The sequence below is a fragment of the Brevibacillus sp. Leaf182 genome, assembly GCF_001423865.2.
Classification (GTDB): domain Bacteria; phylum Bacillota; class Bacilli; order Brevibacillales; family Brevibacillaceae; genus Brevibacillus; species Brevibacillus brevis_C.
On sequence record NZ_LMPN02000015.1, the window covers coordinates 129,881 to 153,320 of the forward strand.

The window sequence follows — 23,440 nt, forward strand, 5'->3', positions numbered from 1 at the left end:
CTTAAGTGTTTCCCCCTAAATTTTGGTGAAAAAAAGCCCCAGCATCAAAATGATGCCAGGGCTTTTCGTATTTTTAATTCGTCCGACGCTGTTGTTCGGCTTGCTTAATTTTGATCCGTCTATACGTATTAATCAGCGGGCGATGACGACGGCTAACCAGTCCAACGATCTCCGTTCCAAGATGGATGGCAATCAGTAGCGCGACCATGACAATAATCGTCGTCCACTTCGTCGTCTTCGTCAGCAGGATCGCCATCGTCCCGAAGAAAATGCTGATCGAGTAAATCGTGAGTACAGTCGAGCGGTGCGACAGACCCATATTCAGCAAACAGTGATGCAAATGCCCTTTGTCTGGGCTTGAAATCGGCTTTTTGTTCACGATCCTGCGCACGATGGCGAAGAACGTATCCCAGAGCGGTACACCCAGCACGACGATTGGAATGATAAAAGAAACGAACAACGCTTCTTTAAAGCCCATGATCGACAGAGCGGCCAGGTTGAAGCCCAAGAAAAGCGAACCGGTGTCGCCCATAAACAGGCGAGCCGGATGAAAGTTAAAGTAGAGAAAGCCCAGGATCGCTCCGAGGAGCACGAAACAGTAGGTCGCTACCTTGTAATCGTCCATCAACAAGGCCATAACACCCATTGTCCCTGCAGCAATCGCAGACACACCTGCCGACAGGCCATCGAGACCATCAATCAGGTTCACCGCATTCGTTACCCCGACAATCCAAAACATCGTAATCGGAATCGCGAGCCAGAAGAGCCAACCACTGCTGAAATCAATACTTCCGCTATACGGCAGATTCACGACGCCGATCTTCAAGCCAAAAGGAATGACGACAATCGCTGTTGCGACTAGCTGTCCGAGCAGCTTCCATTTTGGTGAGAGCTGGTATTTGTCATCGAGCATGCCGACGACCATAACGATCGTGCTTCCGATGAAAATTCCCAGCATTTCCGAAATGCTTGTATACGGAACAAATAGGAAGAACGCAACCAAATAGCCGATATAAATAGCCAAGCCACCCATACGTGGCATGATTCTCGTGTGAACCTTGCGCTGGTTCGGGGCATCCACTGCTCCTACTTTTACAGCCAGGTTTTTTACATACGGTGTTGCAATAAACGATATGATCAGCGAAGTCAGAAATCCGAGGATTAGTGTAGACATCGACTGTTCTCCTCTCTACGGATGCATCTAGGAACGGCTACTCCATTTTTCTTTCAGAACGGTTAGAACAAACCGGGGAATAGCCAGTTGACGCTTCCAGCGAGAAGGCTCGGAAGCAAGTCGGTAAAACCATTCCAAATGCAATTTTTGCCAGATCTCGGGAGCACGATTCACTTTCCCGGAAATGACGTCAAAGCTTCCGCCTACCCCCATCATCAGGGAGGCATTTAACTGATCGCGATACTTTGCCATCCATTCATCTTGTCTGGGCGCACCCAGTGCGACGAACAGGAGCTGCGGTTTCGCTTCGGCAATTTCTTGTACAATTTGCGTTTCTTCTTCTGGGCGAAAATAGCCATCCCGACATCCGACGATTCGGGCGTTCGGATAACGAGCACTCAGTTTGTCTTTTGCCAAATGAATAACATCCGGCTTGGCGCCGAGTAAATACACGCCCCACTGATGTTGATCGGCTTTCGCCATGAGCGCTTCCAGAAGCTCCACACCCGTAACGCGCTCATAAATTGGCTGATTCGTCCATTTAGCAGCGTACACGATACCAATTCCATCTGGAACGACATAGGCTTGTTCTACAATAGAACGGAAAGCGCGATTCTCTCTTGCTACCATGACGATTTCCGGATTGGCGGTCACCACGTGGGTCTTTTGACCGCTTTGAATGCGCTCTGTTATATGATCGACAGTCTCACGGAAACCGCGAGTCGTAAATGGCACATCTAATATGGTTGCGACCTGTTTGGTCATTTCTTCACCTTCAAGTGCTTGTTAGTAAATGAATGTTTAAAAAGATGCCTCTTTAGACTACCTTTTCATGTATGGAGTTGCCCATTAGCCATTCTACCCGAAAAGAAAGGCACATTCAAGATGATCATGAATGTGCCTTATTTCCTGCTGTCAGGGCAAACATCAATCCGCCCTCTGCTACTACTTTCCCATTTACCAGTGCTCTGCCATGCCCTTTTCCGACGGTACCACGCACACGAGTAAGCTCAACCTCAAGTACCAGCGTGTCTCCCGGCTTCACCTGATCTTTGAAACGGAATTCATCAATACCTGCGAACAGTCCGATTTTTCCTTGATGTTCCTCCATGCTGAGCATCGCTACTGCCCCAACCTGTGCCAGTGCTTCCACAATAAGGACACCAGGCATGACTGGATAACCAGGAAAATGGCCTTGGAAAAACGGTTCATTTACCGTGACATTTTTAATGCCAACCGCTTTTTTTCCCAACTCCAGCTCTTCAATTTTGTCTATCAGCAAAAACGGGTAACGATGTGGAATGATTTCCTGAATTTGCATAATATCCAAAGGCGCTTTGATTTCCATTATGTATCGCTCCATTTCCATACTTAACTAGACTTGTCTATGCATGAATACCCTTTGACCAAAGAAACAATATACATAACTCCCGCCCCAGTTGAACGGACAAGCGGGGTTAAGATAAAAGGGGCACTTCCTCCCCAAAGAGTGGGAAGTGCTCTTTTTCAACCTTACACGCGGTTCAATAGTCGAGCCTTTGCCAGATAAATCGCGCTCACAATAAAGGAGAACGCTATAACGGACCAAAGTATCTCTTCACTGTACTCATAGCGATACATTACCAGTGGGATGACAACATACAAAAGAACAGTTGTCAGCTTGCCATAGGCGTTTGCCGGGACGGTTTTTTTCCCGCGGAAATGGTACACAGCTCCTGTTACTATCATTGCCAGATCGCGTACAAAGAAAAACAGGGCGGCCCATATACTGATTCGATCCGTCAAAAATAATGAGGCGATGACCGCCAACATCATTAATTTATCTGCCAGAGGATCTAACATCATTCCGATGGTGGTCACAAGCTTATGCTTCCGCGCGATGTACCCGTCCGCAATATCGGTCACTCCCGCCAAAATCAAAATGCCTAAAGCGATTTCAACATGATACGGAAACTCCGAAAAAAAGACATACAGGTACAAAGGGATGAGCACGATGCGAAAGATCGTAAGCAAATTAGGAAGATTCACGGACATCCCTCCGTATTCAAATCGTCACTTCCTTTTTCAACCACTCGATCTATTATACTCTGTGGACAAACACCACAACAAGTCCTCGAAAAAATAAGAGCCCCAACCATAGGTTCGGGCTTGTCCAGCTATATTTCTACGTATCTTCAAACATTAAATCCCACATATGTGTGTAGGTTCCCAAATTGAATACTTCAGACATTGGCTTCTTGCCAACTCCACCGTATCCGATCATCAAACCAATGACCAGTGAGAAAAACAGCAGGAGTGGGACCAGCACCATCTTGGCAACTCTCAGCCGCCAATTCTTGCCGCTCCGTTCCCGCTCTTTTCCTTTTGACTTAACTTCTTCGGTTTGACGCGGGAAACGTTTACTCTTCCCTTGTTCCATGCTCCTCTCCTCCGTCATGTTGATTAATATGGGTTATCTGCTTCTCAGTTGGTTGGCAATGCCCATCATTTGATCACTGATGCCGACTGCGCGTGAGTTCAATTGATATGCACGCTGAATGTTCACCAGTTGGGACATTTCCTCTGTCATGCTTACATTGGAGCTTTCCAGTGCTCCTTGTCGCAGTGTAGCATCGCCTGTAATGAGGGCATTGGTGTATTTAGTAGTTGGATTTGCACCGGAATCTAACTCAGCATCAAACAGATTCTGACCGACTTGCTGCAACTGATCAGGATTGTCTACTTTCCAAAGACCGATATTGCCGTAAGACACTCCATTGGCAGTAAGCGCTCCATCGGCAGTAATTTGAATATTGGTGACTGGCTCTGGCAATACAATATTTACCCCGTTTTCGTCAGTCAAGATGTGACCAGAGGTAGTGTGCAATACATAACCTTGTTCATCATCATCGAATGAGACCTTGAAAGAGCCGTCGCGTGTCAATCGATTTTCCTCTTGAATGACAGCACCAGTAGCGTCCTTGATCTTGTGAGTGACTAGAAAATACCCGTCTCCCTCAACCAACACATCTGTTGGCACATCCGTAACTTTCACACTACCTTGACCAAGATCCAGCTTGGTCATGCCAAGACGGGCACCGCTTCCGATCCGAATCCCTACTGACGTATTCCGATTTTGATTGTCTGCTGCCGGCTGTTCATTCATCGAATCGGAGAGAAGCTCGGAAAACGATGCGACCCGGCGCTTGTACCCGATTGTATCAATATTCGCCAGGTTGTTGGCTGTATTGTCCAACGCTTGCTGAATACCGCGCATAGCTGATGTGGAAATATTAAGCGACTGCATCTTTCCTACCTCCTATTATCCGTTAACACGACCGATTTCATTAGCAGCCTTATCCAACGTACCATCAATCGTCGTAATGACCCGTTGGTTCGCTTCATAAGCGCGAAGAACACTCATCATGTTCGTCATGGTTTGACCAGGGTCTACATTGGAGCGTTCACGCCAGCCTTGTTGCATACCGTATCGACCTGCAATCGTAGGCGTAGCGTAAGTACCTGCCGCCAGAGCTGCTTGATCGTTCGCTTCAGCAACATCAATCGCTTCGACGTCTATGTCGCCTTCCCAACGAAAAACGTTGGTTCCCTCACGAACCAGCATCAAGGGATTGGTTACTACAGCCAGTCCCAAACGCGGATGTGCTGCCAAAGATTGATATTCATTCGTGTTCGGGTCTTTGTACAACAATTCACCAGCTTCGTTGATCTTCAAATCTTGTCCAGCATTAATTCCACTAACTGGATCATTGACTCGAATCGCCTGATTTTGGTTGTCCAGAACATAGTACCCATCGGCTGTTACCAAGTAACCGTCCGCATTCACGCTCTAGTTGCCGTTTCGCGTGTAACGAATATCCTCCTCTTGAGCTGGCTGAGTCACATCCTCAATCCGCGCCACACTGTAAAACAACCGTCGCTCATTTCCATCCTGATCTGGCTGAATATTGTCCATCAACGCAAGATCATACGGATTGCGTGTCTCTTCAATATCCCCCTGCGCAAAATTCGGCAGCGCCTCCGACATGTATACCCCTGTGTGCAAACGCCCGATAATGGCAGGTTGTCCAGGCATAGTAGGGACGCCCGGAACATCCAGTCCTTCCTGATCATTCATGCGGGAGAGCAATTGCTCCGGAAATGCACGCATGACACCCACGTCCTGTTTGAACCCGGGTGTATTGATATTTGCTAAGTTGTTCGCCAGCGATTCCTGCCTGTTCTGCAAAGCCAGCATGCCAGATGCAGACGTATACAAGCCTCTGATCACTTAAATCTTACCCCCTGAATAATCGCTTATTCGAGTGAGCCGGCATCTTGTCCAAATAGTCCAGCATCATTCCTGTTCCTTTTGCAACGCACATCATTGGCTCGTCCGCTACCAGCACAGGAACCTTCAGCTCCTCTGCCAGAATCTCGTCAATACCGTGCAATAATGCGCCACCACCGGTCAGGAAAACACCCTTATCAATTATATCGGCAGAAAGCTCCGGAGGTGTTCGTTCTAAAACAGATTTTGAGGCTTGTACAATTGCACTCACCGACTCAGCCAGGGCTTCCTGGACTTCATTGGAGCGAATGGTAATCGTTTGCGGCAAGCCGCTTACCATGTCTCGACCCCGAATGTCCATTTCGTCCTGGCGTCCGCCGGATACGGTTCCAATCTGAACCTTGATATCTTCAGCCGTACGCTCTCCAATCAGCAATTTGTATTTATTTTTTATGTAACGCATAATAGCCACATCGAATGTATCGCCAGCTATTTTAATGGAGGAAGACGTGACAATATCGCCCATCGACAATACCGCTACATCGGTCGTTCCCCCACCGATATCCACTACCATATTACCGGACGGCTGAAAAATGTCCATACCTGCCCCAACTGCGGCGACTTTCGGTTCTTCTTCGATAAAAACTTCTCTTGCTCCACCGCTGCGCTCAGCTGCTTCACGAATTGCTTTTTGCTCAACAGACGTGATGTTGGTCGGGCAGCAAATCAAAATACGCGGACGGGCAAACATGCTCTTTCCACCAATTTTGTTCAAGAAGTGCTTCAACATGGCCTCTGTAATTTCAAAATCCGCGATAACCCCTTCTCGCAAAGGTCGGATCGCTACGATGTTTCCTGGGGTGCGGCCTACCATGCGATAGGCTTCATTTCCTACGGCCAAAACTTTTCTGGTTTTACTATCTATTGCCACGACAGATGGTTCGTCTAGGACAATTCCCTTGCCTTTTACAAAAACCAAGACATTGGCCGTGCCCAAGTCGATTCCGATATCTTTGCCAAACATGAAAGGTCCTCCCTGATTACCAGTTACATTTCTACCTAATATCATAGGCTCTTCTACGTGAGAGGACAAGGAAATTCTTTCTTACACACTCTCCTCCTGTTCTACTCGTACTTTTTTACTACGCCGTTTGTACTTGATTTTGGTCGCTTCGCCCCCCCGAAGATGTCTGATGGCTTTGTGATATTCCAAAATTTCCTTAACCTGGTTCGCCAACTCTGGATTTATCTCAGGCAGCCGCTCAGTCAAGTCCTTGTGCACAGTACTTTTCGAAACACCGAACTCTTTAGCGATCATCCGAACCGTATTTCTTGTCTCTACAATATATCGGCCGATTTTGATGGTCCGCTCTTTGATGTAGTCGTGCACATTACTCGCCTCCTTGTATCTACATTGTCTGATACAATATATGGGTACGTAGGGACACATATTCTACGTTTCCAAGCCTGACAAGCCAGCACGGCCGCATCTTTTTTCAACAGTTTGTACCACACGCAAAAAAACACCCGCAATTGTTGTATTTTGCAGGTGTTTTTCTAAATTCAATGGTTATTGATTTTTTACTTCCGTTTCAGCCTGAATCAAGTATTGCTCTGGATTGACAGGCTTGTTATCGATGCGAACTTCAAAGTGAAGATGTGCGCCAGCGTCTTTTTCAAAGGTGTTTCGCCCAGCAGACCCGATTACTTGACCTTGTGTCACTGCATCGCCTGGTTTGACTGTTACGCTTTCCAGACTTTGATATACCGTAATCATTTTGTCTGCGTGCTCAATCTCAATCTCGTTGCCGACAAGTGGATCGTTCACCACTTTTACTACTTTACCCGCAAGAGCTGCGATGACATCAAAGCTCTTGCCATCCGTGGATACGAGGTCAATACCTGTGTGCGGATAGAAGGTGCTGTCGAAGCTCACCAATGCTTTTTGCTGATTGTCCTTGGAAGCTTTCTCATCGTAGTAGTTCATGCCCACATTGTACTGCACACCTTTTCCTACTGGCCATGCGAGTGGTTGTACGCCACTTGTAGCAGGTACCGCTTCTTCGTTTTGCGGTGTAGTTGTCTCAGGAGCTGCAGGAGTTGTCACTGCCACGCCATCTGTGCCATTCGTCATTTTGGATACCGTGTCCATGACATTGCCCTGATACCACATCACAAAAGCGAGAATGATTGCTGCGGTGCCGATGTAGATTGCAGGAAACGCCCATTTCTTGCCCAAAACTTTTTTCCAAGAACTTGTCTTCTTGAATGGAATCGGTTGATTTTGATTTTTTTGATCTTCCATTTTATTCATCACCTCATCCCTCAGTATCGCCAGAATTTTGGCGTATAAACCTGAGAGAGTAGGGAAAAGTAAAAATTTGCTTTTCTTTTAAGCTGGGATCACTCTTTTATACTCTTGCAGACTAATTCCTTGGTAGAAGTGCTTGACGATTTGCTCCGCGCTTTTGCCGCTTTTGGCCATTCCATTTGCTCCCCACTGGCTCATCCCGACACCATGTCCGTACCCTTTGGTCGTAATGAAAACCTGATTACCGCGCATGTCCAGCGTAAAGGAAGAAGAATTCAAATTGAGCTTTTCACGAAACTCTCTTCCCGTAAATTCCTTGCCGCCAATGCTGATGGTTCCTACGCGATTTCCGGTTGTACGCGATTCGATCCGATACCAGGAACCATTGGTAGAAGCCTCCTGTGTGAGCTTGACACCCAAATTCTTTTCTAGCTCCACGGTGGACATGACAACCGTTTCCTCATAGCGAGGAGATTGAATATCCCAAGGACTCGCAACGCTCTTCAAATAAGGAATGGGCTTTTCCCAATATTCATCCGAGTTCTCTGTAAAACCATTACTGGTGGAAAAAAACGTCGCGTCAATGGGCTCGTTCTGGTAGGTCAGGATAACCCCTGCCGTCGCCATTACTGCTTGCTGGATGCGTTTGTTTTTCCATTCGTATTGGTCTCCCCAACGCTCACGCCTCTGCTGTTCATCCATATAGACTTGATGCTGCACCGTATCCAATACCTGCCCGCCTGATGGCACATCATCAAACTTGCCCTCTTTTAACCGTCGCACGATATAGGTCCTGGCCGCCAACGCCTGTGCTTTTAAAGCCTCCAGCTCGAACTCAGCAGGCATTTCCGCCGCTACGACTCCGGTAATATACGTTTCTAGCGGCAATGTTTCCACGACCTTTTTTTCTGTGCGGTACACCTTTACTGGCAGAGAGGCAGCAGATTCCTTCGTCGCTGGTATGGCAGGTTCCGAGACGGCCACAGTTGGCTGACTGACAGGACCTTTTTCTGGTGAAAACCAAAAGACCAGAGCAGCAGGCATCAGGACGAGCAAGATCGGTAAAGCGATAAACCACATGAGTAGATAGCGTTTCATGCAAGAGATCCTCCCCGTTACGTACTAGACACGAAAAGTCTGAATAACCTACTAAAGTCTATGTTCTGCAACAGAGCGGTAGAACGAGAGAGTGAGAGAGTCGAGAGAACGAAAAAAAGACCCCCTGCATCCGCAGAGAATCTTTCGTTTTGCCATATGGTTGACGCATTTATCAAGCAAAATTAGGAGAGAAGCTTACTTTGATGGTTTCGGAAACTGCTTTTTCACGAGCCTTTTCTTCTGGAACCACGCGTTCTACATCTGCTCCTAAAGCCAATAGCTTTTCCGTAAAGTTTACGTAGCCACGGTCAATATGGTGCAGGGCAGAAACCTCAGTCTCTCCCTCAGATACAAGCCCAGCCAGTACAAGTGCTGCACCCGCACGCAAGTCAGTTGCTGCTACCTTGCTGCCTGTCAGCTTGGAACCACCTTCGACGATGGCACTGCGGCCTTCGATCTTGATGTTCGCATTCATGCGACGGAACTCTTCCACGTGCATGAAGCGGTTCTCAAATACTGTTTCGGTCACGATGCTCGTTCCTTCTGAAACAAGCAAAAGCGCCATCATTTGCGACTGCATATCCGTCGGGAAGCCAGGGTATGGCAGCGTTTTGAGGTCAACTGCTTTCAGTGGGCCTGTGCGGCGTACACGAATGCCGTTTTCTTGCTCCTCAATGTCCACGCCCATTTCACGAAGCTTGGCAGTCACGGATTTGAGATGGTCGCAAATCGCACCTTCCACAAAGACATCCCCACCAGTAATCGCTGCAGCCACCATGAAAGTTCCTGCTTCAATGCGGTCAGGAATGACACAATGTGTGCAGCCCTTCATCTTTTCCACGCCTTCGATGCGAATCGAGCCTGTACCCGCTCCGCGGATTTTTGCTCCCATTCTGTTCAGGAAGTTCGCCAAATCAACGATCTCCGGCTCTTCTGCCGCATTTTCGATCAATGTGGTTCCCTCTGCCAAAGCAGCGGCCATCATAATATTTTCTGTTGCACCGACGCTAGCAATATCCAGGTAGATTTTCGCACCCTTCAATCGACCTTCTACCGTCGCTTCAATAAAGCCTTGTCCGATTTCGATTTTGGCTCCCATAGCCTCAAACCCTTTTAGGTGCTGGTCGATCGGGCGTGTACCAATGGCACAACCACCAGGAAGAGCGACACGAGCTTGTCCTTTTCTAGCTAAAAGCGGCCCCATCACGAGGAAAGATGCGCGCATTTTGCGGACCAGTTCATAGGACGCTTCTACACTCGTAAGCTTGGAAGCATCGATCGTCAGCACTTCATGATCATATGTAAGGGAGATTCCCATCGATTTCAAAAGGTCGCATATCGTCCGGACATCGTCGAGGCCTGGTACATCTGAGATGACGCAAGTCCCTTCTTCTGCCAAGATAGATGCTGCAATAATAGGGAGTACGGCATTTTTGGCGCCAGATACTTTTACATTTCCAGCCAATGCCTTACCACCACGGACAATAATTTTATCCAATGTGTACCCCTCCGCGTGCTAATATTCCACAGTGATGATTGGTGTACCTACCGTAATCCATGTTCCAGAATGGCTGTCACGATGCGTAGCCACCTGTAGATTCATCTTTTGACCGTTTAACGCGATGAATGATTCCCACATAGGGGTATACCCTGAAATGCTGACAACCGTATCATCTTGCAAACGTTCTAATTCTGTCGCCTGGAGAGTACCAAAAATCGACAATATTTTACCCTCCTGTTGGTCAACACCCATCTTAACATTGTACAATCCGCGAATACAAGTGCTAATTTGCGGAATAAAGTCGGCGCTTTGCAGGGCATTCGTGAAGGTTTCCTGTACTTGTCCAATATATAGTAGGGAATCACGGTTTCCAGATAACTGAAGTACTAGATATACAGAAAATGCTCCATTTTTAGGAACTCCTGTCACCTCGTAGCTCAGATCCACGCCGTTTTGTGTGTATGTAGTCCTATATGCGAGTATGTTGTGTTTACGCGATTGTTCGCTTGGGGAAAACGGAATCTCAAGTTGTTGTGCCCATTTCGTCGCCAACTCTTTTACTTGTTCAGAACGCAGGCCTTCTCCCATCGCCGTACGCATACGTACCTGAACCGATACACCCGTTGCGCCCGTTTCTTCTAGTACTTTCATCATTTCCGTCACAACCGGCTTTTCTTCCTTTGCTTGTGCAGGCATCCAATACACGGCCCCCATCACGAGCAATAGAGCCAGCACGCACCAACCAGACCATTTCCCCATTGATACCCTCTCCCTTTGCTTACATGTATCTCTTTGTACTTCTCATTTTGTACATGTAACTGGGTGGATATACCAGCGAATCGTCGTCTTTGGGTATTTAGTTGAACAAATTCCCGAATGTCAGGGACCAGCCCAAGTAATCAAGGAAAAAGCGGGACAGTTCATATCCAATCACAATGGAAAGAAAAATTTGCAACAGCTTCGCCTGAGCACCATTTGGTTTTTTCAAAATCTTATCAAAGCGAAAGGATTGCAACGCCCACCAAGCGAGTCCAATAAACGCAATCGATAAAATGATACTCAACAAGCCATATACTTCTTGCGGCATGCTCGTTACCTCCTCATTACCCTACCGAGAATCATAGAAAAAGGGACGGCCCGATCACGAGCCATCCCTTCTATTGTACCTGAAGTGCTATTCAGTTACGAGTATCACTGAGAGCTGGGAGAGAGCATGTTCCCAAAATCAAAGGACGGATTGAACTGAATCTGGATATAGTCGGTAACCAGACCCGGGAAAGCACCGAAGAATACGGTAGCGATTGCCATGATGAGAATAAACGTCAAAATGCCTTTTGGCACAACCATCGGTGCTTCGGTTGTCCCAGGACGCATGTACATCTGACGAATAATCCCAAAGTAGTAGTAGTAGGAAATGACACTGGTGATGATCATAATCGCCGCCAGCCAGTAGTTTTCTACCACTAATGTACCCATGAACAGATAGAACTTCCCGAAGAAGCCAACCGTAATCGGGATACCTGCCAAGGACAAGAGGAAGATGCTCATCGCAATGGCCATCACTGGTGAGCGATGATACAATCCAGCGAATCCTTTCAAATCCTCTGTCTCTTGCTCACGAGATACAACCATAATCACAGCGAAAGCACCAAAGCTGACGATCAAATAACCGAACAGATAGAAGATTACTTCGCTGAAAAAGAGAGAGGTCGGCGGTACAAACGGCACGAGCAAATAGCCCGCTTGCGCAATACCTGAATAAGCCATCATACGCTTGACGTTTGTCTGCCTGAGCGCCATCGTATTCCCGATAATCATCGAGGCCGCTGCCATCAGCCCCAGATAGAGGCTTCCCTCTTCGAAAAAGAACCGTCCTGATCCCGTTCCATCGGAAACGTTGAAAAACGAGATCATCATCACTCGAAAGATCAGCGCGAACCCTGCTGCTTTTGACACAACTGCCAGGAAAGCAGTGACAGGGGTAGGAGCACCCTGATACACATCTGGCGCCCACATGTGGTTAGGCGCTGCAGATATTTTGAATGCAAGACCTACTGCAAGAAACGCAAACGCCGTATAGACGAGGAACTGATAGCCCGCCATTCCCGCTTCTGCCAATCGGAATGAGATTTCATAAATATGAGTGGTTCCCGTGAGTCCGTACACGTACGACATCCCAAACAGGAGCACAGCCGTGGCAATACTTCCCGAAACGACGTATTTGAACGCCGACTCGTTGGAAAGCCGTGATTTTTTTCGCAATCCGACCAGTACATAGGACGAGAGAGACAATAGCTCCAGTCCCACAAACAAGGTAATCAAGTCAGCCGACGAAGCCATGACCATAGCCCCGAGAAGCCCGGTCAGCAGCAAATAGTAATACTCGCCTCTGTGCTGGACTTCCCCCGATTTCAGGTAAGACAGCGAGATGAGAATGGCAAAAGCTGTCCCTGCCAGGAAAATCAGCTTGAACGCATTGCCGTAATCATCGATTCGGATCATGTCGATCATGTAGCTGTATGGCTTATCGAGAGCATTCATGTTGATGATCACAAAGATCGCCGCTAAGACCGTTGCCAGAAAGGATAGCCAACCGATGACCTGCTTGCCAAGACGTTTGCCCGCAAAAAGATCCAGCAGTGATAAAAAGGTAGCAAAGCCAAGAATGATAAACTCGGGCAGAAGGTAGCTCCAGTCATATGAGAAAATATCTTTAACCTCCATGGATTACCCTCCTATTCCCGTTACGATAGGTACGATCGTTTTCAGCGCCTGCTGCATCGGATTCCCCAGAACTGCCGGATAAACCCCGATGAGGATAATACATCCCAACAGGACTACTATCGGAATGACTTCCATCGGCTGTGCATCAGCAAGTCCTGTACATCTACCCGGAGTAGGGCCAAAAGTCGTTTTCAAGATCGCTCTGAGTAAATAAACCGCGGTGAGGACAATCCCGATCGCTCCCACTGCTGCCATTACTGGCAAACGACCAAACAGACCGAGGAAGGCAAAGAACTCACTGATGAATCCGGACATGCCCGGAAGTCCGAGTGAAGCCATCCCGCCTGCCAACAACACGCCGCTGACAAACGGCATGGACTTGGCTAAACCGCCCAAATCGTCGAGCATCGATGTCTGCGTCCGATCCCAAATGACACCGATCAAGAAGAAGAGCAGCGCTGAGATAAAGCCGTGGGATACTACCTGGAACATCGCTCCCTGAAACCCGATCGTGTTCATCGAAGCGAAACCAAGCAAGACGATACCCATATGGCTGATACTGGAGTAAGCCAGCACCATTTTTAAATCCTTTTGTACGAAGGCCAGTACAGCTCCATACAAAATGTTGATAATCCCTAAAACTGCCATCCACGTAGAGAAATCATAGGCCTGCTCTGGGAAGAAGCCGATTCCCATCCTTAAAAGACCGTACGCCCCCATCTTCAGCAAAATACCGGAGTGAATCATGACGATAGAAGGTGGAGCCTGTACGTGAACGCGCAGCATCCACGTGTGGAACGGAAATACTGGCAGCTTGATCGCAAAAGCGATAAATAGCGCTAGGAAGATGCCAAAACGCATTTCCGGTGTAAGGATTTCGGTTATCGGATGCCCTGGTGTCGTCAGAATCGCCGTGATTTCATCCATGTTGAGCGTCCGCATGATGACAAAGATAACGATGAAAGCCAGCAGCATGATCCCTGAACCGATTCCGTTATACAAAAGGAATTTGTTCGCTGCCTGTTCGCGCTCCCCATATCCCCAAATCCCGATGAGGAAGTACATCGGCACGAGTGTCAGCTCGAAGAAAATGAAGAACAGAAACAGATTGTCTGCTGCAAAGACTCCCAACATACCGATCAACAGCAGGTGAAACAGGATAAAATACTCCTTCTGCCTCTTCTTGATCTGCCACGAAGCAATTGCTGCGAGGGTCCCGATAATCGCCGTCAGCAAAATCAATGGCATCGAAATACCATCCACACCGAGCTCATAGTTGATCTCAAAAGCAAAGACGGTGCCTGCCTGTGCCATTCCAATCGGAATCGAAATCCAATTGTGCTTTTCTACGAACTGGAGATTGGCTGTCTCGTAATCAAACATGCCGAACATCCAACCTGCCAAAATAAGTGCCGGTAACGTTCCAAAAATCCCGACCTGCTTGATCACACCTGCATGTCGACTAGGGATAAAAGCCATGACGAGAATCGCCAGCAGCGGAGAGAACACCAGTGATGACAAAAGGATATTACCCAAAGAGTCCACCTCCCTTGACCGTCAAACTGATGGCGATGATCAAGAGTAACAGACCGAATATGACCATTGCCCCATAAGACTGAATCTGCCCGCTTTGTACTCTTGCGTGCAAAGATCCGATTCCTTGGGTGACTTTTGCTGTCAAGCCAACCAAACCATCCACAATATACTTATCAAATACATCCAGGACAAATCCAAGCCAGCCTAATGGACGAACAATGACGTTGTGATACAGCTCATCGATGTAGTATTTCTTGTAGGAAAGCTGATAGAGCCACGGCATTGCTTTGGGAATCGTGTCCGAGGAGATTGATTTCTTGCCGTACATCAGGTAAGCCAGCACGACTCCGAGAATCGAGATCAACAGAGCCACAATCTGCAACCAGGCTGCCGCGTGCTCACTGCCTTCCCCAAAAATGCTCGTGATTGCCGTCCCTGTGTTCGTTGACAACAACCAATCAGAGAGTAATGGTGCGTACGGTGTATTCACAAAACCTGCGACAACCGCAAGTAATGCCAAGACCAAGAGCGGACCTGTCATGACTCTTGGAGATTCGTGCGCTTCGTGCTTGCCACGTGCCTTCCCTGCGAATGTCAGGAAGAACAGACGGAACATATAGAATGCGGTAAAGAATGCTGCTAGCAGCGCGATGAACAGCAAATCGTAGCGATGCGCTCCGTAAACAGCTCCCAGGATCGCTTCTTTCGACCAGAAACCAGCAAACGGAAAGATCCCCGCAATCGCCAAGCAACCGATCAAGAAAGTCAAAGCGGTGATCGGCATCTTTTTCCACAAACCACCCATTTCGAATACATCCTGCGTATGTACGGCATGGATGACACTACCTGCTCCAAGGAAGAGCAGTGCTTTAAAAAAGGCGTGGGTCATCAAATGGAAGGAACCCGCTACATAACCAGCAGCACCAGCTACACCCAATGCCAGCATCATGTACCCGAGCTGACTGACTGTGGAATAAGCCAAGACACGCTTGATATCCCGTTGGGTCAGACCGATCGAGGCTGCAAATATGGCGGTGAATCCTCCTACATACGCCACAACTGTCAAAGCTGTATCGGATGCGATAAACAGCGGATAGGTAGCAGCGACCAAATAAACACCAGCCGCGACCATCGTTGCCGCGTGAATTAATGCAGACACAGGTGTTGGACCTTCCATGGCATCAGGCAACCACGTATGAAGCGGAAATTGACCTGATTTTCCCATGGCCCCAACGAAAATGAGGATCGCTGCGAGCGTAATCATCCATGGTTCCAGTCGTCCGAGTGCGATACTCTCAAAAATCGCCCCATACTCAAAACTTCCGGTCCACCAGAACAACAGACATATCCCGATGAAGAGACCAAGGTCCCCGATGCGTGTAACGATAAAAGCCTTTTTGGCAGCCGCTTTTGCCTCTGTCTTGAAGTAGTAGTAGCCAACGAGCAGGAAGGAGCATACCCCGACCAGCTCCCAGAAAATATATACTTGCAACAAATTTGGCGAGATGACTAATCCCAGCATGGAGAACGTGAACAGCGCCAGATATTGATAAAACACCGGAAAGCGTTCATCCCCATGCATGTAGCCTTTGGAATAGATTTGGACCAACAGACTGACCAATGTCACAATGACGAGCATCATGGCATTCAGCGGATTCACTTCGAATCCCATGTTGATCACGATATCGCCGATATGCAGCCAATCTATCACATAATTGTAATCCGCTCCCCCACCCTGGAATCTCTCCCAGAAGATGAGTACTGCGATTCCAAAAGAAACAGCCGTCAGGGTAATGCCCACTATGGCCGCTCCTTCTTTCAATTGGCGACCAAATGAGACGATCACGATGAAAGCAAGAAGCGGAAACAGAGGGATCAGCCAGGCATAGTGCATTAGAGTATCCATCTTTGTCCTCCTTTTCAGGTTTCCCTCTTATCGTTTCATTTGGTCCATTTCATCTACATTCACGGTCTCCTTGTTGCGGTACAGCGCAATCAGAATCGCTAACCCTACGGCAACCTCGGCAGCTGCAACCGTCATCGTGAACAAGGTAAAGATTTGTCCCGTCACGGATGGATACAGTCCGAATTTGGAAAAGGCGACCAGGTTAATATTTACAGCATTCAGCATCAGCTCGATTGATAACAGGACGACGACTGCATTTCGCTTCGTCAATGCACCGTACAGGCCTACACAAAAGAGAATCAGAGCGACCATTAAGTAGGAGGAAATGCTTACTGTCATTCGTTATCCCCCTCCTTTTTCGCCATGATGATCGCACCAACCAACGCGACCAACAACAGAACAGACAGCAGTTCAAATGGTATGACGAATTTGGTGAATACTTCGATACCGATTTCTTTTGCATTGTTTACTGGAACCTCTGCAGGTGGCGGTGGCGCAGGCCACGGTGTATTTTGCACACCCCAGAACAACAATCCGAACAGAACGATTACGAAGAGCAGGATAAAACGGTTTTTCCATGTCCGGCCTGTTCCCTCATCGTTCGCATCGTGCTTGGTCAGCATGATTCCAAAGAGCATCAGAATGGAGATAGCCCCTGAATAGACCAGAATTTGTGCGACCCCGACGAACTCCGCTCCCAGCAAAACAAACAGACCTGCAATGCTGATAAACGTAACGCCCAATGAGATGACCATGTGGACGACGCGCGTAAAGCTGATCATAAACACCGCGCCACCGATCGTCAGAAGGGACAGGATAAAAAAGGCAACGAATTCGCCTGTCATACTAATTCTCCTCCCTGACGTTCGTATTGTTGTCGTCCAGCCATTTCAAGTTCTTGTACAATTCGTCCCGGCTATAGGCAGCCAGTTCGAAGTTGTTTGTCATTACAATCGCTTCAGTCGGACAAACCTCTGTACACAAATCGCATAAAATGCACAGTTCAAAGTTGATATCGTACGTATCGATAATCTTTCCTTTTTTCTCCGGATCAGGATGGGGCTTCCCTGTCAGTTGAATACATTCCGTCGGGCAAATGCGTGCGCATTGGTTACAGACGATGCATTTTTCAGGAGAAAAGTGCTGAATACCGCGAAAGCGAGGCGGCATTGGAAAGGGCACATCCGGATAGAAGTGGGTTACTTTTTTCTCCGTGAGCTTTTTAAATGTATACCCCAGGCCTTTGGCCAGTCCTAGCATGTGTGTCACCCCTCAGGATTTGAGAACTTGGCTGCACCACGTTTTTGACGAAAGCTAGCTTTTGGCGAAGCAAGCCTATGGCGAAGCCTGCGCTATGAAAACAGTGGGACGTAGTCGTTTTCGATCAAGTCGCTACTAGAACATGCCATTTTGGTAAGAAACCACTACGGCTGTGAGCAGGATGTTGAACAATGCCACGGGCAACAGCACTTTCCAGGCAAACGACATCAGTTGATCGACACGTAAGCGCGGCATCGTGGCGCGAATCCAAAACTGGAGGAAGACGTAAAGCGAAAATTTAAGGATAAACCACACGATTCCCGGAATGAAGTCCAGCGATGGATGAATCGGCAACCATCCACCCAAAAAGAGAATCGTGATCAGGGCACCCATCCCGAACATGTATACATACTCCGCCAGCATGAACATCGCAAAACGGAAACCGGAATACTCGACGTGGTAACCACCAACGAGCTCCGACTCTGCTTCTGGCAAGTCAAACGGCGTACGATTCAGCTCAGCCTGGGCAGCAATGATAAATACAGCAAATCCGATAAACTGCGGAACAATATTCCAGACATCCTGCTGCGCATAGACAATATCCTTGAGATTCATGCTGCCCGTCAATAGAACGATACCCACCACGGACATGACCAGCGGTACTTCATAGCTGATCATCTGCGCAGCGGAGCGGAGGCCCCCGATCAGCGAGTACTTATTATTCGAGGCCCAGCCAGCCGTGATCACGCCTAATACGGTGATCCCAGACAAGGCGATATAGTACAACAGCCCTATTCCCAGATCAGCGAACCGAATGCTTTCCGAAAACGGCATGACCGCCAATACGGCAAAAGCAGGGGCATAAGCCAATATTGGTGCTAAAGTGAACAACGCTTTGTCAGCGTGCTGTGGACGAATATCTTCCTTTAATAGCAGCTTGGCAACATCGGCAACCGTCTGGAGAAGTCCCAATGGTCCTACTCGATTCGGCCCGATGCGTAGCTGCATCCACCCAATCACTTTGCGCTCAAAGTAAATGGCGTACGTAACGAATCCCAACACGACTGCAAGCAGTAAAACAGCCGCTACGATAAACCAAAGCGTGGTTCCCCATGAGGGTGCTTGCTGCAAGAGAGTATTCATCAACAGTCAACCTCCCCGAGCACGATGTCGATACTGCCCAGGATGGCAACCATGTTCGAGAGGTTTTCCCCCTGCAACAGCTTAGGCAGAATTTGCAGATTGGTAAATGAAGGCCGTCTGAACTTCAATCTCCACGGTTTATCCTTGCCTTGACTGGCAATGTAGCAACCAATTTCTCCCCGCGGTGACTCGATGCGCACATATGTCTCCCCAGCAGGCGGGCGAATCACACGTGGTACTTTGCCCATGACTTCGCCTTCACTCGGAAATTGCTCCAATGCCTGCTCAAGAATTCGCAGAGATTGTTCAATTTCAGCCATGCGCAGATGATAGCGCGCCATGCAATCTCCCTCAGTTGCTGTCGGCACATCAAATTCAAAACGATCATAAATGCAATACGGTTCGTCCTTGCGCAGGTCCCACTTGACACCTGTCGAGCGGAGCATGACCCCTGATAGCGAGTAATCCAATGCCGTTTTTGTATCGAACTTGCCAATCCCTCTGAGACGGTTGATAAAAATCTCATTCCCTGTCACCAGCTGGTGGTAGTTAATCAATTCTTTCTTCATGTACTGGACAAATTCTTTGGCTTTGTCGGTCCAGCCTGGAGGTGCATCCCATTTCACTCCGCCTACACGCATGTAGTTAAAAGTCATCCGCGCCCCGCATAGCTCATTAAACAAATCCAGGATCGTCTCCCGATCACGGAATGCATACAGGAAGGGCCCCATCGCACCAATGTCCAAAAGAAACGTTCCCCACCAAACCAAATGGCTCGCCACCCGGTTCAGTTCCATCGCGATCAATCGTAGAAACTGAGCTCGTTCTGGAATCTCCAACCCCATCATCGTTTCTACTGCGTGGCAGAGTACGTAGTTGTTGGTCATGGCGGACACGTAGTCCATACGGTCTGTATAAGGAATAATTTGTGTATAGGTCAAGTTTTCAGCCAGCTTCTCTGTGCCTCGATGCAGATAACCCATCACCGGAATCGCTTCTTTAATGGTTTCCCCATCGATTTTTACAACCAAGCGAAATACTCCGTGTGTACTCGGATGCTGTGGACCTACGTTTAATAACATCTCTTCAGTACGAAGTCCTGTTTCAGAAGAGGTATCAACATGAGTCGTGAGGATGTTATGGTTCATCTGCTAAACCTCCTCGTCGTATTGCACATAATCTTTGCGGAGTGGATACCCTACCCAATCATCCGGCAACAGGATTCGACGTAAATCCTTATGTCCCGGGAAATGAATACCCAAAAGGTCAAAAGTCTCTCTTTCATTCCAATTTGCGCCATGCCAGAGGTCCATTACAGAAGCAACTTTTGACTCTTCTCTGCTTGTTTTGACCTTTACTGCCAAGCTTTGGCGATTTTTGTAGGAATAAAAGTGGTAGTATACCTCCAGGCGATCCTCGTAATCGACACCGTGAAGATCGGACAGGTACTCAAAGCTCAATTGCTCGTCATCTCTTAAAAATTGGGCAACTTGATGCCAACGTTCGTTTTGAATGGTGAGAGTTGGAACTTCCTTTCCCAGCTCGTTAATATACGAAGCCTCGATAACTTCCTGTCCAAATGCTTCGGAAATTCGTGACACGTATTTATCAAGATAGGGCTGGTTTTTGGAAGGTGCTTTTGGTGCTTCCTCTGCCAGTGTCTCATCCCCAGCCGTTTGTGTTGCTTTTGCCTTCGCTGCTGCTGCGGCTGCTGCTTTGGCTTTTGCGGCAGCTGCGGCCTTCGCCTTGGCGTCGTCATCACCGGATTCATCGCTACCTGCTTCGCGTGCAGCTTTTGCCTTTGCTGCGGCTGCGGCGGCAGCCTTGGCTTTTGCGGCAGCTGCGGCTTTCGCCTTGGCATCCGCATCTGGAGTTGAATCAGCTGAATTTGCTCCATTTTCCGCGGCTTCTTTTGCTTCCTTCGCTGCTTTTGCCTTGGCAAGTGCTTCTGCGGCAGCCGCTTTCTTGGCTGCGGCCTTTTCTTCCGGTGTCATTTCAGACACGGGCTTTGCTGGTGGTGAAGTAGCCTCTGCCTGTTCCTTCGCCGCTTTTGCTTTGGCAATCGCTTCGGCCGCTGCTGCTTTTTTCGCTGCTGCCTTTTCTTCCGGTGTCATTTCAGACACGGGCTTTGCTGGTGGTGAAGTAGCCTCTGCCTGTTCCTTCGCCGCTTTTGCCTTGGCAATCGCTTCGGCCGCTGCTGCTTTCTTGGCTGCGGCTTTTTCCTCAGGTGTCATTTCGGACACGGGCTTTGCTGGTGGTGAAGCAGCCTCTGCCTGTTCCTTCGCTGCTTTTGCCTTGGCAATCGCTTCAGCCGCTGCGGCTTTCTTGGCTGCGGCTTTTTCTTCAGGTGTCATTTCGGACACAGGTTTAGCTTCTGGAGCAGAGACTTCCTCTTTTGGCTCTTTAGCTCCCTCCACTGGGCTCGCCGCTTGGGGAGCCTGCGCTTCCTGTTCTCTTAATTTTCGCAATGCTTCGGCCTTGGCACGGGCTTCAGCCGCTGCCTTTTCCTCTGGCGTCGGCTTGCGTTTCTCATCGCTCATAGATTGGTCACCTGCTTCCCAGTCTTCGCTTCGTAACGGATTTTTTCTTGGAGCTTATTGATTCCGTAGATCAAAGCGGCAGGGTTAGGCGGACAACCCGGAATATATACGTCGACAGGCACAATCTGGTCAACACCTTTTACCACGCTGTACGAGCGCACGTACGGACCTCCCGCTGTCGCACAGGAGCCCATGGCAATCACCCACTTCGGTTCAGGCATTTGATCATACAGCCTGCGCAGCAGTGGCGCCATCTTTTTCGTGACGGTTCCGGCTACGATCATCACATCAGATTGTCTTGGGGATGCTCGAAAAATAACGCCAAACCGGTCAAGGTCATAACGCGCTCCACCCGTTCCCATCATCTCGATCGCGCAACAGGCCAAGCCAAAAGTTAATGGCCACAACGAGTTGCTACGAACCCATCCCTTCACTGTTTCCAATGTCGTGAACATGACGTTGCGATTCAGTTCCTCTTGCAATTCAGGCGCAATGCTTGTCAGGTCTAGTTCCATTCCAGCACCTTCTTTCTCCACGCGTAAATCAATCCTACGATGAGCAAGGATATAAAGATGACCATCTCGACTAAGGCAAAGAGCCCCAGTTCTTTGTAAGCGACGGCCCACGGATACAGAAAGAGTGTTTCTACATCAAAGATGACAAACATGAGGGCAAAGATGTAATACTTCACGTTGAAACGCACCCAACTGTCACCAACAGGAATGTTACCGCTTTCATAAGTAGTTTGCTTCTCCCGTGTCGGTTTCTTTGGACGAAGTAATGGACCAACAAAACTGACTGTAGCTACGGGCAACAGCACACCAAGAATCAAAAAGATCGCGACAATCACATAATTGTTGGTATAGATGTCACTCACCCACGTTCCCTCCGCTCTTGAGAAAGGTATGAATCGTCTTGCGCTGTCCTCCAGAAGAAGTCGAGACTCCCTCAAAAGGGTACTGCTCGCAGCATCAAAGGTGTAGGTATGAACGCTGTCGCTAATTGATACTGCTAGAAAAAAATACCTTTATCATTATAGCAAATTGCCAATAGGGTGTCTAACGAAAGCCTTCCTTTTGTGCCATATAAAGGGAAAAAACTCAGAGATTTCTCCCTGAGTTTTTCCAGCATAGTATGATGACCAAACGAATATGCCTGTCTGGCTCTTATATTCTCTTCATTATTGAACGTTGTTTGAAAATTGCTGTCCGAGGAAGTCCTCGTAAATACGCTCCCATACAATCGTGAAGTTCATCTTCTCGTCTTCTGGGATCTCCAGCATATTTTCAATTGCCTCTTCCATATATGGAGTCAGCTTGATCAGAACCTCTGCCAGCATCTGGTCATTGGTGTTCAGCAATTGCTTCATTTCTGCTTTGGACATACTGAACGTATTTTCTTCCTGCTCGTGCAGCTTCATCACGAGGCGGCTAAAAATCGGATGAACCAATGCTTCCAGTTTAACATGAGCCAATGCAAGAGATTCTGCTTCACTCAACTTGAACAACTCAGATGCATCTGGGAATGGATAAACCGGTACATCCCAAGCATCTCCATTATCGATTACCAGACCCCACTTCACGAAAAGCTCGATCGCTTCGTCAAGAGACGTCGGATATGCATAATCAGAACGGCTCATGAACGCTTTGAATCTGTTCAAGAGGTTCACGTAGCCTTTGAAATCCTCTGCAGACTTAAAGCCTTCTTGAACAGGCTCGGTGAATGTGCCTTTCAATGCATCGAACTCGTCCAGAGCTTTTCTCATTTCTTCTTTTGTCTCATGCTTGGTTACTACAAAGCACATCGCCTGGAAGAGAACATTCATTTCATGAGATAGCACGCTTGTCCAGCCATTAGCCTTAAAGCTGCTAGGAATCACTACGCCATCTTGATTGTGGCGGATATCGCGAACGGTTTGCATCAATTACACTCTCCTTTAATCCCAATAGCCAATGCCGCTTTTTCCCGCTGTTTTTC

25 protein-coding genes and 1 pseudogene are annotated in these 23,440 nt (G+C 48.2%); all 26 read right to left on the reverse strand.

Annotation, left to right across the window (positions count from 1 at the left end):
* Positions 1-73 precede the first annotated feature (73 nt).
* Positions 74-1,174 carry a glycosyltransferase family 4 protein gene (locus ASG16_RS03505; RefSeq protein ID WP_056486938.1) on the reverse strand — a complete coding sequence of 367 codons (1,101 nt, stop codon included), beginning with the start codon at positions 1,172-1,174 and terminating at the stop codon, positions 74-76.
* A gap of 27 nt (positions 1,175-1,201) precedes the next feature.
* A complete protein-coding gene (locus ASG16_RS03510) occupies positions 1,202-1,939 on the reverse strand; it encodes a WecB/TagA/CpsF family glycosyltransferase (RefSeq protein ID WP_056486935.1) in 738 nt (245 codons plus the stop codon).
* Between the two features lie 124 nt (positions 1,940-2,063).
* Positions 2,064-2,522: a 3-hydroxyacyl-ACP dehydratase FabZ gene (gene fabZ, locus ASG16_RS03515; protein ID WP_056486932.1), complete on the reverse strand. Its 459-nt coding sequence runs from the start codon at positions 2,520-2,522 to the stop codon at positions 2,064-2,066.
* A gap of 164 nt (positions 2,523-2,686) precedes the next feature.
* On the reverse strand, positions 2,687-3,208 hold the full coding sequence (locus tag ASG16_RS03520) for a CDP-alcohol phosphatidyltransferase family protein (RefSeq protein WP_048035064.1): 522 nt from the start codon (positions 3,206-3,208) through the stop codon (positions 2,687-2,689).
* A 130-nt stretch (positions 3,209-3,338) separates the two neighbouring features.
* Positions 3,339-3,593 carry a DNA-directed RNA polymerase subunit beta gene (locus tag ASG16_RS03525; RefSeq protein WP_056486929.1) on the reverse strand — a complete coding sequence of 85 codons (255 nt, stop codon included), beginning with the start codon at positions 3,591-3,593 and terminating at the stop codon, positions 3,339-3,341.
* Between the two features lie 33 nt (positions 3,594-3,626).
* Positions 3,627-4,460 (reverse strand): flagellar hook-basal body protein, encoded by an 834-nt coding sequence (locus ASG16_RS03530; RefSeq protein WP_056486926.1) that lies wholly within the window; start codon positions 4,458-4,460, stop codon positions 3,627-3,629.
* Between the two features lie 15 nt (positions 4,461-4,475).
* Positions 4,476-5,444 (reverse strand): annotated as a pseudogene (locus ASG16_RS03535) (flagellar hook-basal body protein).
* 7 nt (positions 5,445-5,451) lie between these two features.
* Positions 5,452-6,468 carry a cell shape-determining protein Mbl gene (gene mbl, locus ASG16_RS03540; RefSeq protein WP_015893600.1) on the reverse strand — a complete coding sequence of 339 codons (1,017 nt, stop codon included), beginning with the start codon at positions 6,466-6,468 and terminating at the stop codon, positions 5,452-5,454.
* 81 nt (positions 6,469-6,549) lie between these two features.
* A complete protein-coding gene (gene spoIIID, locus ASG16_RS03545) occupies positions 6,550-6,834 on the reverse strand; it encodes a sporulation transcriptional regulator SpoIIID (RefSeq protein ID WP_003388385.1) in 285 nt (94 codons plus the stop codon).
* Between the two features lie 180 nt (positions 6,835-7,014).
* Positions 7,015-7,749 (reverse strand): M23 family metallopeptidase, encoded by a 735-nt coding sequence (locus tag ASG16_RS03550; protein WP_056486923.1) that lies wholly within the window; start codon positions 7,747-7,749, stop codon positions 7,015-7,017.
* An 87-nt stretch (positions 7,750-7,836) separates the two neighbouring features.
* Positions 7,837-8,853, reverse strand: a complete 1,017-nt coding sequence (gene spoIID / locus ASG16_RS03555; RefSeq protein ID WP_056486920.1) for a stage II sporulation protein D — start codon at positions 8,851-8,853, stop codon at positions 7,837-7,839.
* A gap of 172 nt (positions 8,854-9,025) precedes the next feature.
* A complete protein-coding gene (murA, locus tag ASG16_RS03560) occupies positions 9,026-10,351 on the reverse strand; it encodes a UDP-N-acetylglucosamine 1-carboxyvinyltransferase (protein WP_016740202.1) in 1,326 nt (441 codons plus the stop codon).
* An 18-nt stretch (positions 10,352-10,369) separates the two neighbouring features.
* Positions 10,370-11,113: a YwmB family TATA-box binding protein gene (locus ASG16_RS03565; RefSeq protein WP_056486917.1), complete on the reverse strand. Its 744-nt coding sequence runs from the start codon at positions 11,111-11,113 to the stop codon at positions 10,370-10,372.
* 97 nt (positions 11,114-11,210) lie between these two features.
* On the reverse strand, positions 11,211-11,441 hold the full coding sequence (locus ASG16_RS03570; protein WP_048035071.1) for a DUF1146 family protein: 231 nt from the start codon (positions 11,439-11,441) through the stop codon (positions 11,211-11,213).
* Between the two features lie 104 nt (positions 11,442-11,545).
* Positions 11,546-13,078 carry an NADH-quinone oxidoreductase subunit NuoN gene (gene nuoN / locus ASG16_RS03575; RefSeq protein WP_056486914.1) on the reverse strand — a complete coding sequence of 511 codons (1,533 nt, stop codon included), beginning with the start codon at positions 13,076-13,078 and terminating at the stop codon, positions 11,546-11,548.
* Positions 13,079-13,081: 3 nt separating this feature from the next.
* Positions 13,082-14,614 (reverse strand): complex I subunit 4 family protein, encoded by a 1,533-nt coding sequence (locus tag ASG16_RS03580; RefSeq protein WP_048035073.1) that lies wholly within the window; start codon positions 14,612-14,614, stop codon positions 13,082-13,084.
* Positions 14,607-16,520: an NADH-quinone oxidoreductase subunit L gene (gene nuoL, locus ASG16_RS03585; RefSeq protein WP_056486911.1), complete on the reverse strand. Its 1,914-nt coding sequence runs from the start codon at positions 16,518-16,520 to the stop codon at positions 14,607-14,609. The genes ASG16_RS03580 and nuoL overlap by 8 nt, the downstream gene beginning before the upstream one ends.
* A 27-nt stretch (positions 16,521-16,547) precedes the next feature.
* Positions 16,548-16,859, reverse strand: a complete 312-nt coding sequence (gene nuoK / locus ASG16_RS03590; protein WP_007722089.1) for an NADH-quinone oxidoreductase subunit NuoK — start codon at positions 16,857-16,859, stop codon at positions 16,548-16,550.
* The gene (locus ASG16_RS03595) at positions 16,856-17,365 is read right to left on the reverse strand and encodes an NADH-quinone oxidoreductase subunit J (protein ID WP_048035075.1); all 510 of its coding nucleotides are present in this window, start codon (positions 17,363-17,365) and stop codon (positions 16,856-16,858) included. Before ASG16_RS03595 ends, nuoK begins: the two co-directional genes overlap by 4 nt.
* 1 nt (position 17,366) lies before the next feature.
* The gene (nuoI, locus tag ASG16_RS03600; protein WP_007722093.1) at positions 17,367-17,780 is read right to left on the reverse strand and encodes an NADH-quinone oxidoreductase subunit NuoI; all 414 of its coding nucleotides are present in this window, start codon (positions 17,778-17,780) and stop codon (positions 17,367-17,369) included.
* A 135-nt stretch (positions 17,781-17,915) separates the two neighbouring features.
* Positions 17,916-18,926, reverse strand: a complete 1,011-nt coding sequence (nuoH, locus tag ASG16_RS03605) for an NADH-quinone oxidoreductase subunit NuoH (RefSeq protein ID WP_173628003.1) — start codon at positions 18,924-18,926, stop codon at positions 17,916-17,918.
* The gene (locus ASG16_RS03610) at positions 18,923-20,071 is read right to left on the reverse strand and encodes an NADH-quinone oxidoreductase subunit D (protein ID WP_056486908.1); all 1,149 of its coding nucleotides are present in this window, start codon (positions 20,069-20,071) and stop codon (positions 18,923-18,925) included. The genes nuoH and ASG16_RS03610 overlap by 4 nt, the downstream gene beginning before the upstream one ends.
* 3 nt (positions 20,072-20,074) lie before the next feature.
* Positions 20,075-21,277 (reverse strand): NADH-quinone oxidoreductase subunit C, encoded by a 1,203-nt coding sequence (locus tag ASG16_RS03615; RefSeq protein WP_483296472.1) that lies wholly within the window; start codon positions 21,275-21,277, stop codon positions 20,075-20,077.
* A gap of 182 nt (positions 21,278-21,459) precedes the next feature.
* Positions 21,460-21,978 (reverse strand): NuoB/complex I 20 kDa subunit family protein, encoded by a 519-nt coding sequence (locus tag ASG16_RS03620; protein ID WP_007725455.1) that lies wholly within the window; start codon positions 21,976-21,978, stop codon positions 21,460-21,462.
* The gene (locus tag ASG16_RS03625) at positions 21,969-22,340 is read right to left on the reverse strand and encodes an NADH-quinone oxidoreductase subunit A (protein ID WP_007725457.1); all 372 of its coding nucleotides are present in this window, start codon (positions 22,338-22,340) and stop codon (positions 21,969-21,971) included. Before ASG16_RS03625 ends, ASG16_RS03620 begins: the two co-directional genes overlap by 10 nt.
* A 303-nt stretch (positions 22,341-22,643) precedes the next feature.
* A complete protein-coding gene (locus tag ASG16_RS03630) occupies positions 22,644-23,384 on the reverse strand; it encodes a DUF6042 family protein (protein ID WP_056486906.1) in 741 nt (246 codons plus the stop codon).
* Between the last annotated feature and the right edge of the window lie 56 nt (positions 23,385-23,440).